The 16,475-nt window shown below is 68.3% G+C and carries 22 protein-coding genes and 1 tRNA gene; 2 read left to right on the top strand and 21 right to left on the bottom strand.

Going from position 1 to position 16,475, the window contains the following annotated elements:
* Nucleotides 1-100 precede the first annotated feature (100 nt).
* From DMB80_RS24465 to DMB80_RS24510, 12 genes are read right to left on the bottom strand one after another with little or no spacing between them, the layout of a single operon-like run.
* Nucleotides 101-577: a phage protease gene (locus DMB80_RS24465; protein ID WP_111512236.1), complete on the bottom strand. Its 477-nt coding sequence runs from the start codon at nucleotides 575-577 to the stop codon at nucleotides 101-103.
* Between the two features lie 20 nt (nucleotides 578-597).
* The gene (locus DMB80_RS24470) at nucleotides 598-1,482 is read right to left on the bottom strand and encodes a major capsid protein (RefSeq protein ID WP_111512237.1); all 885 of its coding nucleotides are present in this window, start codon (nucleotides 1,480-1,482) and stop codon (nucleotides 598-600) included.
* Nucleotides 1,483-1,503: 21 nt separating this feature from the next.
* Nucleotides 1,504-1,893, bottom strand: coding sequence for a capsid cement protein (locus DMB80_RS24475; RefSeq protein ID WP_111512238.1), 390 nt, complete (start codon nucleotides 1,891-1,893; stop codon nucleotides 1,504-1,506).
* Nucleotides 1,890-2,747: a head maturation protease, ClpP-related gene (locus tag DMB80_RS24480; protein WP_111512239.1), complete on the bottom strand. Its 858-nt coding sequence runs from the start codon at nucleotides 2,745-2,747 to the stop codon at nucleotides 1,890-1,892. The genes DMB80_RS24475 and DMB80_RS24480 overlap by 4 nt, the downstream gene beginning before the upstream one ends.
* Nucleotides 2,629-3,024, bottom strand: coding sequence for a helix-turn-helix domain-containing protein (locus DMB80_RS28950; protein WP_111512240.1), 396 nt, complete (start codon nucleotides 3,022-3,024; stop codon nucleotides 2,629-2,631). The genes DMB80_RS24480 and DMB80_RS28950 overlap by 119 nt, the downstream gene beginning before the upstream one ends.
* Nucleotides 3,024-3,725, bottom strand: a complete 702-nt coding sequence (locus tag DMB80_RS24490) for a hypothetical protein (RefSeq protein ID WP_162938693.1) — start codon at nucleotides 3,723-3,725, stop codon at nucleotides 3,024-3,026. Before DMB80_RS24490 ends, DMB80_RS28950 begins: the two co-directional genes overlap by 1 nt.
* Nucleotides 3,722-3,964, bottom strand: a complete 243-nt coding sequence (locus DMB80_RS24495; RefSeq protein WP_162938694.1) for a hypothetical protein — start codon at nucleotides 3,962-3,964, stop codon at nucleotides 3,722-3,724. Before DMB80_RS24495 ends, DMB80_RS24490 begins: the two co-directional genes overlap by 4 nt.
* Nucleotides 3,965-3,993: 29 nt before the next feature.
* The gene (locus DMB80_RS24500) at nucleotides 3,994-4,179 is read right to left on the bottom strand and encodes a hypothetical protein (RefSeq protein WP_111512243.1); all 186 of its coding nucleotides are present in this window, start codon (nucleotides 4,177-4,179) and stop codon (nucleotides 3,994-3,996) included.
* Entirely contained in the window at nucleotides 4,179-4,508 is a 330-nt protein-coding gene (locus DMB80_RS24505) for a hypothetical protein (RefSeq protein ID WP_111512244.1), read from the bottom strand. Before DMB80_RS24505 ends, DMB80_RS24500 begins: the two co-directional genes overlap by 1 nt.
* Nucleotides 4,505-4,675 carry a hypothetical protein gene (locus DMB80_RS28270; protein ID WP_162938695.1) on the bottom strand — a complete coding sequence of 57 codons (171 nt, stop codon included), beginning with the start codon at nucleotides 4,673-4,675 and terminating at the stop codon, nucleotides 4,505-4,507. The genes DMB80_RS24505 and DMB80_RS28270 overlap by 4 nt, the downstream gene beginning before the upstream one ends.
* 23 nt (nucleotides 4,676-4,698) lie before the next feature.
* Nucleotides 4,699-5,583: a helix-turn-helix domain-containing protein gene (locus tag DMB80_RS28955; protein WP_420812221.1), complete on the bottom strand. Its 885-nt coding sequence runs from the start codon at nucleotides 5,581-5,583 to the stop codon at nucleotides 4,699-4,701.
* Nucleotides 5,584-5,590: 7 nt separating this feature from the next.
* On the bottom strand, nucleotides 5,591-5,791 hold the full coding sequence (locus tag DMB80_RS24510; protein ID WP_111512245.1) for a helix-turn-helix domain-containing protein: 201 nt from the start codon (nucleotides 5,789-5,791) through the stop codon (nucleotides 5,591-5,593).
* 195 nt (nucleotides 5,792-5,986) lie between these two features.
* Between DMB80_RS24510 and DMB80_RS24515 the strand changes: the two genes are divergently transcribed.
* Nucleotides 5,987-7,120, top strand: coding sequence for a site-specific integrase (locus DMB80_RS24515; protein ID WP_240431372.1), 1,134 nt, complete (start codon nucleotides 5,987-5,989; stop codon nucleotides 7,118-7,120).
* 84 nt (nucleotides 7,121-7,204) lie between these two features.
* Here DMB80_RS24515 and DMB80_RS24520 read toward each other — a convergent pair.
* Nucleotides 7,205-7,278, bottom strand: a tRNA-Pro gene (locus tag DMB80_RS24520).
* A 100-nt stretch (nucleotides 7,279-7,378) separates the two neighbouring features.
* Here DMB80_RS24520 and DMB80_RS24525 point away from each other — a divergent pair.
* Nucleotides 7,379-8,857, top strand: coding sequence for a cryptochrome/photolyase family protein (locus DMB80_RS24525; RefSeq protein ID WP_111512247.1), 1,479 nt, complete (start codon nucleotides 7,379-7,381; stop codon nucleotides 8,855-8,857).
* Here the strand turns inward: DMB80_RS24525 and DMB80_RS24530 are convergent.
* The 8 genes from DMB80_RS24530 to DMB80_RS24565 form a co-directional block, all read right to left on the bottom strand.
* Nucleotides 8,837-9,751: a sulfite exporter TauE/SafE family protein gene (locus DMB80_RS24530; RefSeq protein ID WP_111512248.1), complete on the bottom strand. Its 915-nt coding sequence runs from the start codon at nucleotides 9,749-9,751 to the stop codon at nucleotides 8,837-8,839. The genes DMB80_RS24525 and DMB80_RS24530 overlap by 21 nt on opposite strands.
* Before the next feature lie 203 nt (nucleotides 9,752-9,954).
* Nucleotides 9,955-10,722 carry a sulfite exporter TauE/SafE family protein gene (locus tag DMB80_RS24535; protein ID WP_205538893.1) on the bottom strand — a complete coding sequence of 256 codons (768 nt, stop codon included), beginning with the start codon at nucleotides 10,720-10,722 and terminating at the stop codon, nucleotides 9,955-9,957.
* Between the two features lie 25 nt (nucleotides 10,723-10,747).
* A complete protein-coding gene (der, locus tag DMB80_RS24540; RefSeq protein WP_111512249.1) occupies nucleotides 10,748-12,157 on the bottom strand; it encodes a ribosome biogenesis GTPase Der in 1,410 nt (469 codons plus the stop codon).
* Nucleotides 12,154-12,840 (bottom strand): (d)CMP kinase, encoded by a 687-nt coding sequence (gene cmk / locus DMB80_RS24545; RefSeq protein ID WP_111512250.1) that lies wholly within the window; start codon nucleotides 12,838-12,840, stop codon nucleotides 12,154-12,156. Before cmk ends, der begins: the two co-directional genes overlap by 4 nt.
* Nucleotides 12,837-13,580, bottom strand: a complete 744-nt coding sequence (locus DMB80_RS24550) for a pseudouridine synthase (protein WP_111512251.1) — start codon at nucleotides 13,578-13,580, stop codon at nucleotides 12,837-12,839. Before DMB80_RS24550 ends, cmk begins: the two co-directional genes overlap by 4 nt.
* Before the next feature lie 2 nt (nucleotides 13,581-13,582).
* Nucleotides 13,583-14,329, bottom strand: a complete 747-nt coding sequence (scpB, locus tag DMB80_RS24555; protein WP_048424477.1) for an SMC-Scp complex subunit ScpB — start codon at nucleotides 14,327-14,329, stop codon at nucleotides 13,583-13,585.
* 17 nt (nucleotides 14,330-14,346) lie between these two features.
* Nucleotides 14,347-15,138, bottom strand: coding sequence for a segregation/condensation protein A (locus DMB80_RS24560; protein WP_111512252.1), 792 nt, complete (start codon nucleotides 15,136-15,138; stop codon nucleotides 14,347-14,349).
* Nucleotides 15,135-16,031, bottom strand: coding sequence for a ParA family protein (locus DMB80_RS24565; RefSeq protein ID WP_276131570.1), 897 nt, complete (start codon nucleotides 16,029-16,031; stop codon nucleotides 15,135-15,137). The genes DMB80_RS24560 and DMB80_RS24565 overlap by 4 nt, the downstream gene beginning before the upstream one ends.
* Nucleotides 16,032-16,475: the final 444 nt, after the last annotated feature.

A 16,475-nucleotide genomic window follows, 5' to 3' on the forward strand; every position in this document is an offset into this window, starting at 1 on the left:
GGGTGGGGGTGGGGGTGCCGAGCCGCACAGGAGGTGACGGCTCGGCACCCCGTGTCGCCAGCCGGTGCAGGTCAGTGCGGGCGGCGACGCTCAGGGGTGATCAGTAGAACCACTCTGCGGCGCTGGCTTCAGGCTCGGTGGAGTGGCCGAGCTCGGTCATGGGCACCGCGGTCTCGGGCGGTACATCGGCGAGGACCTGGGCCATGCCTGGGTCGGCCTGGATCAGGTTGACCCAGTGCTCGCGGCGCGCGGGCGCGATCTTGCCGAGGCCGATAGCCGTGTCGACGTCGTTCTCGACCTTGGCGATCTGAGCCGCGGCGGTGAGTCGGCGGCCCTCGGCGGCGTCGTTGCGCAGCGCGGCCAGTGTCGCGGGGTCGACGAGCTCACCAAGGCCGGCGGCTTTGGCGGCGGCCACGATCGCGCTGGGCTTGGCGGGGTCGGTGCCGTCGCTCTGGGTGGCGAGGTCCTTGACGGTGTCTAGGACGAGCTCGGCGTCGGTCTGGCCGGGGTCGGCCTCGGGCAGGCCGAGTGTGCTGAGCAGCTCGGCCTCTTGCTGATCGTTGAACGTCAGGGCCATGGTGTTGTCTCCTCGGGGTGTCAGACGGGCAGCACGATGCGCTTGGCGGCATATGGGCGGTCGGGGGCGAACGCGGGTACGGCGTAGGCCTGCACCCAGCGCTGGCGGTGTTCGCGGTCGTCGTAGACCTCGACGGTCAGGGCTACCTCGAATCCGACGACGCCCACGTTGGCCTTCTGCAACACGTAGGCGTCGTCCTCGGGGACGCGGGCGCTGACGAACATCTCGAGCCCGGCCGACTTGAGCATCGCGTCGAGGCCTTCGGCGTAGGCCCGGCGCAGCTCGGCGGCTTGGGTCGGGTGCACGAGCAGAAGGTCGTGCACGACGCCGAGCTCCTCGAGGTCGGCGGCGAGCTGGGCGTCGGCGAAGTGGCTCGTGGGGCGTTCGCTGGTCGGTGTCAGGTCGGCCTCGGGGCCGACGAACACCAGATTGCTCCAGTTCGTCGACGGCGAGATGATGCCGACGCCGGCCGAAGCGAGCGCGCTCATGGCGCGGTTGTCGAGCTTGCGGGCGATCGTGTTGGCCAGCTGCGTGGTCTGCTGGTCGAGGTAGTTCACCTCGTTGCGCATCATCTGCTCATCGGTGACGGCGAACTTGCCGCCGTAGTCCTCGACTAGCGCGAGCCGCGCCTCGGGGTCGACACCGGGCGTCACGAGGTACTCGGTGCCCGGTACCCGCTTCTCGACATCGCGGGCGGTGAAGAAATCGGAGGCCTGGACGACCGAGTAGAGCAGGCCGCCACCCTCGATCTTGGCACCGTTGGGCCGGAACAGCTTGGGCAGCAACAGTGTTTCGTCGGCGAGCTTGGCGATCCGGTCCCGGATCATGGTTGGCCGCTTGAGCGCCTGGTCGAGGGTGAGTCGGTTGCCGGCCAGGGTGGGGATCAACGGGTTTGGAGTAGTCATCGGTTCAGGGGTCCTCTCGGGTCAGGCGTACAGGCTGATTTCGGCGTCGGCAGTGTCGACTGCGCCGGTGATGGCGTAGCCGACGGCGACGCCGGCGGCTTTCGTGGCGGCGGTGCCGTTCGCTCCGACCTGGACCTCAGCGCCGGCGGCGATGGCTCCCGAGGCGGTGACCTTGACGACGCGAGAGGCTCCGCGCACGACGCGCACGAGGTCGCCGACGGCGGCGTCATGGCCGGCGACGCCGAGCGCGCGGTCGCCGGCGGCGGCGGCCGTCACTGCGACGTTGCCGCCGTTGGTGCGGTTGCCGCTGATCTTGACGAATCGCCGCGCGGTGACGGCTCCGGTGGCCTGCCCGGTGATGTCTTGGCCCGGTTCGTACACGCTGGGGTTGGTGCCGATGATGGTGCTCACTGGTGCTGCCTCTCGTTGGATGTGCTTGGCGTTCGGGTGCGTCGAGTGCGGCGAGCGCGCGCGATCGCCACGGCGCGCTCGTGGGGCGCGCTGCCGGGGGTGTGCCGGCCGGGGTACATGGCCGCAGCCTTGGCGATCGACGACGCTGCGGCGGCCTCGATCTCGCTGCGTTGGCCGGTCGCGTCGATCTCGGTGGCCAGGCCGGCCGTCTTGGCTTCCTCGGCGCTGTACCAGGTTTCGAGCTGCATCGCGCGCGCCCACTGAGCGACGTCGCCGCCGGCGCGGTCGGCGTAGAACTCGGCCATCGAGGCGTTGAGCTTGGCTCCGACCTTGCTCGCTTCGGCGAGCTCCTCGACGGTCGCTCCCATGACGCTCAGCCTCGCGTTGTGCAACATCATCTGCCCGTACTTGGAGATGACGACCCGGTCACCGGCCAGCGCTACCAGCGAGGCGGCGCTCGCGGCCAGGCCGTCGACGTGGGTCGCCGTCTTGCCGGGGTGGCGCATGATCGCGTTGGCCAGCGTCAGCCCGTCCCACGCCGCCCCGCCCGGGGAGTTGATGCGCACGGCGAGCTCCGCGGCGGCGTCGAGAGCTTCGATCTCTCGGACGAGTTCGTTGACGTCGATACCGCCGAACCACGGGTCGGCCCCGATGACGTCGTAGATGTGCAGCGTCGCGCTCGGGGTGCTGGTGCCGGCTTGGGCTGTGGCCCACTTGAACCACGGCCGTGGGGCGCTACCGCCGGGGGTTGCCAGCTGCGCGGCGTTCGGCCCGCTCGACCACGGCGCGGGCGGGCAGTGCCCACCGGTTCCCGGCACGGTGAGCGGGAAGCTTGCCGCGGCGAATGAGGTCACGGACGTTGGCCGGTGTGCACCCCAACAGGTGTGCGGCTTCGGAGACGTCGAGCACGTCATAGGCGCGAGGATTGCTGGGGTCGTAGCCAGAAGTCACGTCACGCAAGTGATTTGCTTGCGCGGGCATCAGTGAATCGAAAGATTTCCTGATTCGGCGTGCCAGATGCGACACCCGGGGCGACGGCCGCGCCGTCCTGCACACGTGGTCAAGCAGGTCGGCCAGGAACTCGGCGTCATCAAGAGTCAGGAACACTCCGCGCTGCGCAGACACCGCCATCACGCGCCGCCGAAATCGTCGAGGTCGGCGAGCGTGTCCGGTGCGGTCCCCGGCGTCGTGAGCATCAGTTCAGCGTCGAGACGGGCGATCAGTTCGGCGCGCCCGCTCCCCCGCAATCGGTCGTTGAGCAGACCGAGCACGGGACCCAGCAGCAGGACGCCCAGCGATGCGCCGAGGTGCCGTTCAGCGACCCCCTCAGCCAGGGCACGGCCATGCGCCTCGACCGCGGGATCAGCGGTCAAGCGGCCGGCCAGCATCACCGCCGCGGCTTCGGTCGCGCGGCAATCGCGGATCAGCTCCGCCCCGTCGGCGAGCTCGGCTTCGGCCGCCGCGAGTGTGCCGGCCTCGCGCATCGCGTCAACGAAACGCTCACGGGCGCTCCCGGTCACGTAGGTCACGAAGCTCAGCAGCGGGGCCACCAGCAGATCGCCGGGGCGCGAGCCGGTCGCGTGGCACTCGCGCATGACGACCTGCATCGCGGCGGCCTGGCGCTCGGCGTCCCCGAGGAACCGGCCCAACAGCAGGGCCGCGGCCGCGCGACGTAGCCGGATCTCGCGGCGCACCTCGGCGGGGTCACGGCCCCCTGGCGGCATTCCCGCCTCGACGCACAACGCTGCCGCAGTTGCCTCCACGCACTGCCGACAGAACCTGCCCATCGTGGCGGGCCGCTGGCCACAGTCAGCGCACATCACGTCACTCATTCCTGTTGCATCCCTTCGGTTTCAGCGATCAGCGCCGGAATCTCAGCTCGGACCCGCGTGACGAGCTCCGCCGCGGAGTCGCCATCGATCGCGCGGAACAGCACGCCGAGTGCGATGGCGAACACATCACTGACATCGGCCTCGTCGACCTCGGCCAGGGCCGCGGACATGCCGACCTGCCCGTGGCGACACTGTTCGAGACCGTGCGCGACCAGGCGGTGAGCGTGCAGCTCGAGCAACGCCGGTCGCCGGCGGTCTCCCCCGTCGCTCATCGGCCGGTCTGTCGTTGGCTGTCCGCGACAGCGTCAGCGAGCCGGTTCGCCAGGGCGATGGCTTCCTGCTCGGTGAGCGTGAATTGGAGCGGCCCGATCCGCAGCTGCAACGTGAGCGCGTGCAACCGCTCCACACGGGCCACCGCGTCGAAATCCAGTCTGGCCATGCCGTTGAGCCTCATCAGCCCTCCTCCGTGTCGGTGCGTTCGTGTAGCGGTTCGTCGAAGGCGCGTGCTGCGGGCGCGGCACGGTGCGGGCAACGACGGGCGGGGTCGACCGGTGCGCCGTCGACGTCGAGTTGCCAGCCCCACTGATCGCAGCGAACACACTCGCGAATTGCGGCGGCACGGGCATCTTTGTCGGTCGGTACAGCGCCTTTCGCCTCCAGCGCCGCGATGACATCCCTCGGCGCTGAAGTGGTGTCCAGTCCGAGGAGAGTGGTGATCCGGGCCCATTCGTTCGCGCGGAGCCAGCGGTCGGTCGGCGTCGGCGTCGGCGTCGGCGTGGTCATAGTGCGGCGCGATTCAGGTGGCCCGACCATTCGTCGAGGTTGTCGTCGCGGAACCAGCGATCGAGCGCGCGATGGCAGGCGCGGTGCTGTCGGCCGTCGAGGTGCGGAGTTCCGCAGACGTGGCAGAGCCAGAACAGCGGTAGTTGGTCGGGGGGTCGCTGGGACATGGGTGTCGGGTCTCCTCGGTGCTTCACGCGATGTAGCGATCCATGTCGGGGGTGTGCGTGCAGTTGACGACGGTCTCGCCGAGGTCGATCTGCCCGACTTCGTCGCAACGTAGGCACGCTGCGATCGCGGCGGCGCGTGCTTGGCTGCCGCCTCGTATCCGGCGGCGCTGACGGTCGGCCCATGCTTTGTGCCGCCGTCGGTGATCGCCGCATGGTGGGCAGCTCGCGTGCGTGCCCGCCGGGTGCTGGGGGCAGAACCTCGGCGGTTCAAGATCGCTGGCGGAGCCGTCTTGGAGGTTTGCCTGGTGCGGTAGCGCTGACTGCACGGCTGGGCCGCTCAGCGTTGTGGGTGGGTCGTCTCCTGCAAGGGCATCCGCTGGTGACGTACCCCTGGTGGTAATCCCCTCTCCTGGTAACTGAATTGGTCTTTTATTGGTAGGGGGCATGGCCGTGCCGGTGGTTTGACGTGTACGTGCCGGTGGTTCGGACACATACGTGCCGGTGGTTTCGCCCGGACCACCGGCATGAGCGTGCCGGTGGTTTCTGCCAACTGGCGGCACGGCGGTGCCGGTGGTTTGAATCCGATAGACGTTGGTAACACCGCGTCGTCCGTTTGCTGCGCCTGTCTTTTCGATCAGGTGTAGCTCCTCTGCGCGTCGCAGTGCGTACCGGACGGCACGCTCTTTCAACCCGCACATTCGCGCCAATCGGTCGACGCCTGGATAGGCGCGTGCGCCGTCCGAAAAGTTGGCGTGTTCGGCCAGAGCGAGCACGACAACCTTCTGATCGCCGGTGAGGTCCGAGGCGTAGACCCGCTCGCGCCAAACCCGTCGGGCATTGGGACTCACCGGCGTGTCTTGCGATCGGCGTTGAACGCCAGTACTCACGTCGGAATTGTCGTCGGTCATAGCAGCGTCAGGCCGACGCAGCCTCAGTCAGGCGATCAACGTAAGCCGCAAGGGATTTGGCGGTTACGAAAGTTCGTCGTCCGACGTTGACCCGGGTGAGCTCACCCCTGCTGACGAGTTCCCATAGCGTTGTGCGGCTAATTCCGCCCAGCGAAGCGCAGGCCTCAGGTACGGCGAAAAGCAGGCGATCGTTCTCGGCAATGCTCATCGGCATCGTCCCTCTCGTGTTGTTAGCTTGTGTTCGCACAGGTGCGCGCACCTTCCGTATGTGTTCTAGGGCCCCCGACAGACAACTGCGGGGGGTGCTTACCGCTATGGCGTTAGGGGCGAGGGAACTATGGCGAAGCGGGCGAACGGCGAGGGCTCTGTCCGCCAACGGTCAAATGGCCGCTGGGAGGCGCGGTTGGCCTACACCGACCATGAGACCGGCCGCGTAAAGCGCGTGTCGTTCTACGGGGCCACTGCACGAGCCGCACGCGCGGAGATGAAGAAAGGGCGCGAACGGCTCGACGCGGGCGCGCCGGTGAAGGACGCCAGCTCCACCGTGGCAGACTGGCTAGCCCATTGGCGGGCGACGACTCTTGCAGCGAGTGACCGCAAGGAGACGACGCGCGCGCTGTACGAGAGCCTCTCGAGACGCCACCTCGAGCCCGCCCCGTTCGGCAATATCACCCTGGACAAGCTCAAGCCATCCGACATCGAGGCGCTGGTGCTGAGCATGCGGAGCAAGACCAAGCCGGCGACTGCCGACGGCGTTGAACCGCCTCGCGCGCTGTCGGATTCGACTATTCGACAGACCTACACCGTGCTTCGGGCAGGCCTTGATGGTGCCGTGCGAGACGGACTCCTGGCGCGCAACCCGGCGGCCCAGGTGCGCAGGCCTGGTGTCGAGCGGCGGGAAGCTCGGCATCTCGACTCGGATGCGGTCACCGCGGTGCTGCACGCTGCCGAGCCGTCGCGCTACCACGCCGCGCTGATCCTGATCGCATCGACCGGGCTGAGGAAGGGCGAGGCGCTGGCTCTCTCGTGGGACCGCGTCGACCTCAAGACCGGCGTCCTACGGGTCGCTCAAACGATCAGCCGCGTCAACGGGCGGCTGGCGATCTCCGAGCCGAAGACGGATCGATCCCGGCGCACCGTGCCCCTATCGCCCGCCGTCGTGGCGCTGCTACGAAAGCACCGCGTCGCGCAGAACACCGAGCGGCTGCGGGCTGCCAACCAGTGGCAGGACTCGGGCCTGGTGTTCACCACTGAGCTCGGCGGGCCGGTCGACCCCCGCAACCTGCTACGTGTGATTGAGGTTGCCGCCAAGGCTGCCGGCGTCTCCGAGATTGGCGTGCACACACTGCGCCACTCGGCAGCGGTGGCGTGGCTCGAGTCCGGCGTTCACATCAAGGCAGTGGCCGACCTACTCGGCCACTCCTCGATCGCGATCACTGGTGACGTGTACGGCCACACAAGCGATAACGCCGCACGGGCCGCAGTCGACGCACTAGCCGATCGACTTGGCCTCGCGAACGTCGGCGGACAGTCGTGAACGTCCCCGCAGTTGGGGTACGCGTTGGGGTACGGAACGGAAAAGGCACTCCCCGATATCTCCGGAAAGTGCCTTTGACCTGCGTCGGGCTGACAGGATTTGAACCTGCGACCACTTGACCCCCAGTCAAGTGCGCTACCAAGCTGCGCCACAGCCCGCGTGCCTCCCGGGATCGCCGGTCAGCGGTCGAAAGCTTACAGCAGGGTTACCCCCACCTCCCAACCGCGTCGCCGCGTCCCGGGCGGGTATCACTGATCGATGAGTGACACTCCCCTGTGGCTGTTCGCCGACCAGCTCGGCCCGGCCGTCTACGGTGGCGAGCACGCCCACCGCGAGGTCCTGCTCGTCGAGGCCACCTCGGCACTGTCGAAGCGTCGCTATCACCGCCAGAAACTGCACCTGGTCCTCTCGGCGCTGCGCCACGCCGAACGCGACCTCGGCGACCGTGCGACCCTGCTCAAGGCCGACACCTACACCGACGCACTCGAGCAGTTCGGCCGCCCCGTGCTCGTTCACCAGCCCACCTCGCATGCCGCCGAGCGGTTCGTCAACCGGCTGCAGAAAGAGGGCCTCGTCGAAGAAGTGCTGCCGACGCCGACATTTGCGTTGCCGCGCAAGGACTTCGAAGAGTGGGCCGGCAACCGCACCCGGTTCCGGATGGAAGATTTCTACCGCGACCAGCGCCGCCGCTTCGACGTGCTGATGGAGGGCGCCGACCCCGTCGGCAAACGGTGGAACTACGACGAAGACAACCGGGAATCCCCGCCGAAGAAGCAGAAGAGCCTCGACGTGCCCGCCCCCTACAAGCCTCGCGAGGACGACATCGACGAGCAGGTCCGCCACGACCTCGACGCGATGGACCTCGACACCGTCGGCGCCGACGGCCCCCGCCTGTTCGCCGTCACCCCCACCGAAGCCAAGCGGGCGCTCAAGCGCTTCATCGACCATCGGCTGGAACTGTTCGGCCGCTACGAAGACGCGATGATGGGCGGCGACTGGGCCATGTCGCACTCGCTGCTGTCGGTCCCGCTGAACCTCGGCGTGCTGCACCCCCTCGACGCCGTCGAAGCCGCCGAGCAGGCCTACCGCGACGGGAACGCTCCGCTGGCCGCCACCGAGGGATTCATCCGCCAGATCATCGGCTGGCGCGAATACATGTGGCATCTTTACTGGCACTTCGGCCCCGACTACACGAAGAAGAACGAGCTGAAAGCGCACACCAAGCTCCCGCAGTGGTGGGCCGACCTCGACGCCGACTCCGTCACCGCGGCCTGCCTGCACGACGCCCTGGCAGGGGTCCGCGACCGTGGCTGGTCCCACCACATCCAGCGGCTGATGATCCTGGGCAGCCACGCCCTACAGCGTGGCTACCGACCGGACCAGCTGACGGAGTGGTTCGCCACCGCCTACGTCGACGGGTTCCGCTGGGTGATGCCCACCAACGTCGTCGGCATGAGTCAGCATGCCGACGGTGGCCTTCTGGCCACCAAGCCCTACACCTCGGGGGGCGCCTACATCAACAAGATGAGCGACCACTGCGGGGACTGTGCGTTCGACCCGAAGAAGCGGCTCGGCGACGACGCGTGCCCCTTCACCGCCGGCTACTGGGCCTTCACCCACCGCCACAAAGATCTGCTCGCCAAGAACATGCGCACCCGGCGTGCGGTGTCGTCGATGGAGCGCCTCGGTGACCTCGACGCCGTCCTCGAGCAGGAGTCAGCGCGGGAGCACTTCTGAGTCGGCCGCCGACACCGGCGCGGGAAGAGACTTCGGTGCGCGCGACGCGCGCCAGGCGTAGACCACCAGCGACACCCACGCCACCACGATCAGCGTGTAGATGGCCGTCGACCACGGCCAGTGAATGTCGAAGAAATGCACTAACTTCTGGCTGTTCGTCAGCACGATGACCCCGCCCACACCGGTGCCCAGCAGCGCCGGGCTGATGCGGCTCACCAGCCACGCCGCGATCGGCGCGGCGATCACCCCGCCCACCATCAACCCGACCACCACCGGCCAGTTCTGGAAGAACTCGTCACGCAGCCCGATCAGGAACCCGATCGATGCCGACACCGACACCAGGAACTCCGATGCGCTGACCGAGCCGATGACGGTGCGCGGCGCGGTCTTTCCTCGTGACAGCAGCGTGCTCGTCGTGACGGGGCCCCACCCGCCGCCGCCGGACGCATCGATGAACCCGCCGAAAAGACCAAGCGGGGCAAGGAACTTCGCCCCGTGCCTGGTGCCCTGTCCGCCGATCGCCAGCGGGGTGCGCAGCGAGAAGCGCAGCAGCACGTACACACCGATCGCCATCAGGATGGCGGCCATCAGGGGCGCCGCATGCTCCGTTGACAGCGACGACAGCACGGTCGCGCCGAGGAACGCCCCGATCGCGCCCGGTACACCGAGTTTGGCGACCAGCGGCCAGTCGATGTTCTTGAATCGCCAGTGCGAGAGCCCGGACGCGAGCGTCGTGCCCACCTCGGCGAGGTGCACCGCCGCGCTGGCCTGCGCAGCGCCGACGCTGGAGAGCACCAGCAATGTGGTGGCCGTGACACCGAAGGCCATCCCCAACGCGCCGTCGACGAGTTGGGCGCCGACACCGACGAGGGTGAAGATCAGAAGAGAACGCATGGCTGCTTTCGAATGCGGTCACACGGGGTGACCGGTCGGACAAGGGGGCGCGGCGTCAGGGACGCCGACAACACCACTCGTCGAAAGCCATCAGGCGGCGCGACGGCCAGAAGGGCTCGAGAGCCCACGCCTCGGACGGCGCAACCGCCGCCGGCACGTGCTCGATCATCGACAACCCCATCCCCTGATCAGACCCGGTCAGCCTACACAGTCAACAACCGGTACAGCCCGATCAATCCCACCACGACGATCACCGCGCGGAGTGCGTTCGGGGAAAGTCGCCGGCCGTAGTGCGAGCCCAGGAACCCGCCGATGAGCGACCCGATCGCGATCAGCCCGGCGGCCGCCCAGCTGATCCGATCGAACGCCACCACCGTGTAGGCGATGGCCGCGACGATGTTGACGAGCAGCGACAGCAGGTTCTTGGCGGCGTTCATCCGCTGCATGTCCTCGGGCAGCAGCGCACCCATCACCGCAACCAGCAGAATGCCCTGCGCCGCGGTGAAGTAGCCGCCGTAGACGCCGACCGCGAACGTCATCGCGACCAGTGCGGTCATCCGGGCCGCGGAGACATGGTCGGCGGACTCACCCTTGGCTTCGGCGCGCCGACGCGCCCAGGCCTGGATTCGCGGCCCGATCACCACGAGCACCAGAGCCAGCACCAGAAGGACCGGCACGACGGTGAGGAACACTTTTTCCGGCAGGTGCAGCAGCAGCCAGGCACCACCGCCCGCGCCGAGCAGCGACGCGGGGATCTGCCAACGCAGTCGGCGCCACTGTCCGCGCAGCTCCCGGCGGTAGCCCCAGGTGCCCGAGACGCCGCCGGCGACGAGGCCGACCGCGTTGGACATCGTGGAGGTCACCGGCGGATAGCCCAGCGCCACGAGTGTGGGGAATGTGATGAGGGTGCCGGAGCCGACGAGCGCATTGATCGCCCCCGCTCCGACGCCCGCCAGGGCGATCAGGATCATGTCGACGACGGGCACTTGCGTCACCCTATCGGCGCTTGGGGCCTCTCTTTTCACGCACCCGGACGTTGATGCGGACCGGGCTGCCGTCGAAGCCGAACGTCTCCCGCAGCCGGCGCTCCAGGAACCGGCGGTACCCGGCCTCCAGGAACCCGGATGTGAACAGCACGAACGTCGGCGGACGCGTGGCGGCCTGGGTGGCGAACAGGATGCGCGGCTGCTTGCCGCCCCGCACCGGCGGCGGCGTCGCGGCGACGATCTCTTTGAGGAACGAGTTCAGCTGCCCCGTCGTGATCCGCTTGTCCCAGGAGGCCAGCGCCGTCTCCAGCGCGGGCACCAGCTTCTGCACCGCCCGGCCTGTCTTGGCCGAGATGTTGACCCGGGGCGCCCACTGGATCTGAGCCAGCTGCAGGTCGATCTCGCGGTCGAGCAGATACCGACGGTCCTCGTCGACCAGGTCCCACTTGTTGAACGCCAGCACCAGCGCGCGCCCCGCCTCGACCACCATCGCCAGCACCCGCTGATCCTGCTCGGTCAGCGGCTGAGAGGCATCGATCAGCACGATCGCGACCTCGGCGGCGTCGATCGCGCCGTGGGTACGCACCGAGGCGTAGAACTCGTGGCCGCTGGCCTGGCCGACCTTGCGTCGCAGCCCGGCGGTGTCTACGAACCGCCAGAGCTTCCCGTCCATCTCGATGAGCGAGTCGACGGGGTCGACGGTGGTGCCGGCCACGTCGTGCACGACGGACCGTTCGTCCCCCGAGAGCCGGTTGAGCAGAGAGGACTTGCCGACGTTCGGCTTGCCGACGAGTGCCACGCGGCGCGGTCCCCCGCCGCTGCCGCCGACCTCGGACAGGGCGGGCAACTCCTCGAGCACCGCGTCGAGCAGGTCGGCGACACCGCGGCCGTGCATGGCGCTGATCGGATGCGGCTCCCCGAGCCCCAGCGACCACAGCGCCGCCGCATCGGCCTCGCCGCGATCGTTGTCCACCTTGTTGGCGGCCAGGAACACCGGCTTGCCGGAGCGCTGCAGGATCTTCGCAGCGGCCTCATCGGCGCTCGTGGCGCCGACCACCGCGTCGACCACGAAGACGATCGCGTCGGCGGTGCGCATCGCGACCGCCGCCTGATCGGCGACCAGCTGCTGTAAGCCCTTCGCATCGGGTTCCCACCCGCCGGTGTCCTGCACGACGAACCGCCGGCCCGACCAGGACGCGTCATAGGAGACGCGGTCACGGGTGACGCCGGGGATGTCCTGCACGACGGCCTCGCGCCGGCCGAGGATGCGGTTCACCAGGGTCGATTTCCCGACGTTGGGCCGGCCGACGACGGCCAGCACCGGCGGCGGCGCCGAGGCCTCCTCGATCGCTTCGCTGATGTCCTCGCTGCCGACCTCCCAGTCGCCTTCGTCGAACCAGACGCCGTCTCCGTCACTCATCTGATCGCACCGGCTTTCTGTTCGACCAGTGCGGTCAGATGGCCGATCACCTGGTCTTGGGTCATGTCGCTGGTGTCGACCACCAGCGCGTCGTCGGCGGCGCGCAACGGCGACACCGCACGGGTGGAGTCGAGGTGGTCGCGGCGGCGGACGTCGGCGAGCACAGCGTCGAAGTCGTCGCGCAGCCCGGATGCGATGTTCTGATCGTTGCGTCGTCGCGCCCGCTCTTCGGCCGACGCGGTCAAGAAGATCTTCACGTCGGCGTCGGGCAGCACGACGGTGCCGATGTCGCGGCCCTCCACGACGACCGGCCCAGCGCCGTCGGCGAGGTTGCGTTGCAGCGCGACCAGCCGGGCGCGCACCTCGGGAACCGCCGAGACAGCCGACACCGCCTTGGTCACCGCGTCGCCGCGGATCTCGGCCGAGACGTCCTCACCTGCCAGGAAAGAACGGTCCTCGGCAGGGTCGTGCCCGACCGCCATGTCGGTGTCCCGCACCGCTGCCGCGATCGCCGCCGGATCGTCGAGGTCGACTCCCTGACGCAGCGCGCTCAACGTGACGATGCGGTACATCGCCCCGGTGTCCAGATAGCGAGCTTGTAGCGCAGTCGCCAAACCTCTCGCCACAGTGGACTTTCCGGTGCCCGCCGGGCCGTCGATCGCGATCACCACCGGCCGGGTCACAATCCCACCGCCTTGTACAGCTCGCCGATCTCCTTCTGCGTCAACACCCGGATGCTGCCCGGTCGCTGATCGCCGAGGGTGACCGCGCCGATGTCGGTGCGCACCAGCTCCTGGACGGGGAACCCGACCTCGGCCAGCAGCCGTCGCACGATGTGCTTGCGGCCTTCGTGCAGCGTCACTGTCACCAGCGATCGGCCCGGCACCGTGTCCACGACGGCGAAGTCGTCCACCCGGACCGGCCCGTCGTCCAACTCGACACCGGCGCGCAGCTTGTTACTCAATCCCTTTGGGACACTGCCCATCACGGTGGCCAGATACGTCTTGGGCACCTCGAAGGACGGGTGCATCAGGCGGTGGGCGAGCTCACCGTCGTTGGTGAGCAACAGCAGACCCTCGGTGTCGGCGTCGAGCCGGCCGACATGGAAGAGGCTCTTGTTTCCGCGGACCCGGTGCTCGACGAGGTCTCCGACACAGGGGCGTCCGCGATCGTCGGACATCGTGGAATGCATGCCGCGGGGCTTGTTGATCGCCAGGTACACCCGCTCGTCATCGACGGCGATCCGCGCACCGTCGACCCGGATCACCGAGTTATGCGGATCCACGCGCGTTCCGAGTTCGGTGACGATGAGGCCGTCGACCTCGACCCGGCCGTCGCGGATCATCTTCTCGGCCACCCGCCGGGACGCGATCCCGGCCTGGGACAACACTTTCTGCAGGCGTACGCCCTCGTCGTCACTCATCGTCACTCCCGTTCCGCGTCGACGTCGATCGCGGCGCCGGATTCGGACCCCGATGGGGACGCAGACGCCCCGCTGAGTTTCATGAAACGTGGCTCCTCGTCCAGGTTTTCGCTGATGTCGTCGATCACGTCGACATTGGGCAGCAGCGGTGCGATGTCGGGCAGGTCGGTCAGCGACGACAACCCGAGGCGTTCGAGGAACAGCTCGGTGGTGGCGAAGGTGACCGCACCGGAATCGGGATCGGTGCCGGCCTCGGTGATCAGCCCGCGGGCGATCAGGGTCCGGATCACCGCGTCGACGTTGACGCCGCGTACCGCGCTCACCCGGGCCCGGGTCACCGGCTGACGGTAGGCGATCACGGCCAGGGTCTCCAGCGCGGCCCGGGTCAGTCGCGTCCGGGCGCCGTCGAGCAACAGCTTCTCCACGTACGGCGCATATCGCGCGCGGGTGTACATCCGCCACCCACCGCCGGCCTCCCGCAGATCGATCCCGCTCCCCCGGGCCGCGAACCCGTCGGCGAGCACCTGCAACCGCTCGGCGACGCGCGCCGCCGGAGCCTCGGTGGCCGTCGCCAACGCATCGACGGGGACCGGGGTGTCGACGACCAGCAGAAGCGACTCCAGGACCGCGTCGAGCTCGGTGTCGGAGAGCTCGACGACGTCGCGTTCGGGGTCGCCGAGCTCGGCCTCGACGTGGTCAGCGTCAGGCTCGGTATCCGGCTCGGTGTCCGGCGACATTTCTTCAGTCATCGTTTATCGTTCCCGCGCTATTCGGCGTCCGCGGTCGCCAACTGCTCGCTGTCAGGCCGCTCCCCGGTCCAGGAAATCTGGAGCACGCCCAGCGGTTCTGACTGGTCGAATGCTACCGCCCTGGCGCGGAACAACTCGAGCAGCGCCAAGAAGCGCGCGACGATCTCCATCGGCACCTGACAGTCGGCCACCAGGTCGGAGAACGAGGCCCACTCGCCGATCCCCCTGCCCTCCAGCAGCGTCATCAGGTTGGCGGCCTGTTCGGGCACCGACACCGGGACCTGGTGCAGGTGGTCCAGCCCCACCGTCGGCACGGGGCGGGGGGTGAACGCGGCGGCCGCAATCTCGGCGAAGCGGGCCGCATCCACCCCGAGCATCACCTCAGGCAGCAGGTCGGCGAAGCGGTCCTCCAAGGCGACGGCACGCGGATAGCTGCGCAGTGCCGCGGACTCCAGTTCGGCGAACATTCCCGCGACGTGCTTGAACGCCCGGTACTGCAGCAGGCGGGCGAACAGCAGATCGCGGACCTCCAGCAGCGCGAGATCGTCCTCGTCGTGCACGTCACCGGCCGGCAGCAGCCGCGCCGCCTTCAAATCGAGCAGCGTCGCGGCGACCACCAGAAACGAAGTCGTCTCGTCGAGACCGAGCTTGCTGCCGATCTCCTTGGTGTAGGCGATGAACTCGTCGGTGACCTGGTGCAGGGCCACCTCGGTGACGTCGAGCCGGTGCGCGAAGATCAGCTGGAGCAGCAGGTCGAACGGACCCTCGAAATTGCTCAGCCGTACCTGGAACCCGGTGGGCTCGCTCACGCGCCGAACCGGTGGATGACCTCGCGCGCCAACGCCCGATACGCCTCGGCCCCATTGGATTTCGGCGCCCACGTGGTGATCGGTTCGCCGGCCACGCTGGTCTCGGGGAAGCGCACGGTGCGGGTGATCACGGTGTCGAACACCAGGTCGCCGAAGCGCTCGACCACCCGGGCCATGACCTCGCGGGAGTTGACGGTGCGCGGGTCGTAGCGGGTGATCAGGATCCCGCTGATCTCGAGCTTGGGGTTGAGCCGGTCGTGCACCTTCTCGACGGTGTCGGTGAGCAGGGCCAGCCCGCGCAGCGAGAAGTACTCGCACTCGGTCGGGATGATCACGCCGTCGCTGCAGGCCAGTCCGTTGACGGTGAGCAGCCCCAGCGACGGTTGGCAGTCGATCAACACGTAGTCGTAGCGGTCGAGCACCGGGTAGAGCGCCCGCGCCAGCGACTGTTCCCGGCCGACCTCGTTGACCAGCTGGATCTCAGCGGCAGACAGGTCGATGTTGCTGGGCACCAGGTCGAGGCCGGGAACCCGGGTCGTGATCAAGACCTGGTCGATCGACACCCGCGGTTCGACCAGCAGGTTGTAGACGGTGCTCTCCAGCTCGTAGTGCGGAACGCCGAGCCCGGCGGACAACGCGCCCTGCGGGTCGAGATCGACGAGAAGTACGCGTCGGCCGTACTCGGCGAGGGCCGCACCGAGGTTGATGGTCGAGGTGGTCTTGCCCACCCCGCCCTTCTGGTTGCACATCGCGATGACCGTGGCCGGGCCGTGGGAGGTCCGCGGCGGCGGTTCGGGAATCTGGCGGGGCAGCCTGCCGGTCAAGCCAGGGGTGGGCTCGGGCTCAGGGGTGCTCCCCGGGTCCGAGGTGGGCAGGCCACTGTCATCGGTCATGCCGGACCGTCGCTGGTCAGGCAACCCTCTGGCATGGCGGACATCGCGGCAAGCTTAACGGGGAGTGCACGGTTGACGAGGCAGACCCGCAGGCAACACCGCGACGACGACGGAAAGTCCGCCACACCCGGTGCGCACGCCGAACCCGTGAACTCGTCACAGTGCTTCGCTTTCAGCAAGGCGATCCTCGCGGGCCGCCGCAAGTCGCCACACGACGGGACAGTCCGCGCCGGCCCCGGCGAGTCGTGCACAGAACACCTCTCGGCGTGTCGCCGTGCGGCGAAAGCTGCACATTCTGCCTGTTGTTAGCGGTGATCTGCAGATTAATCCTAATTGCGAAACAAGATCAGCGAAATCTGTTTTCCAGTGCGAACAACGAGCAGTTTCGAATCTTCGACGGATTCACAGGAAATTGCCAGTCGCTTTGCTACTGTGCTGCCCGCG

Origin of the sequence: Mycobacterium kyogaense (genome assembly GCF_003254575.1) — a bacterium.
GTDB classification, from domain to species: domain Bacteria; phylum Actinomycetota; class Actinomycetes; order Mycobacteriales; family Mycobacteriaceae; genus Mycobacterium; species Mycobacterium kyogaense.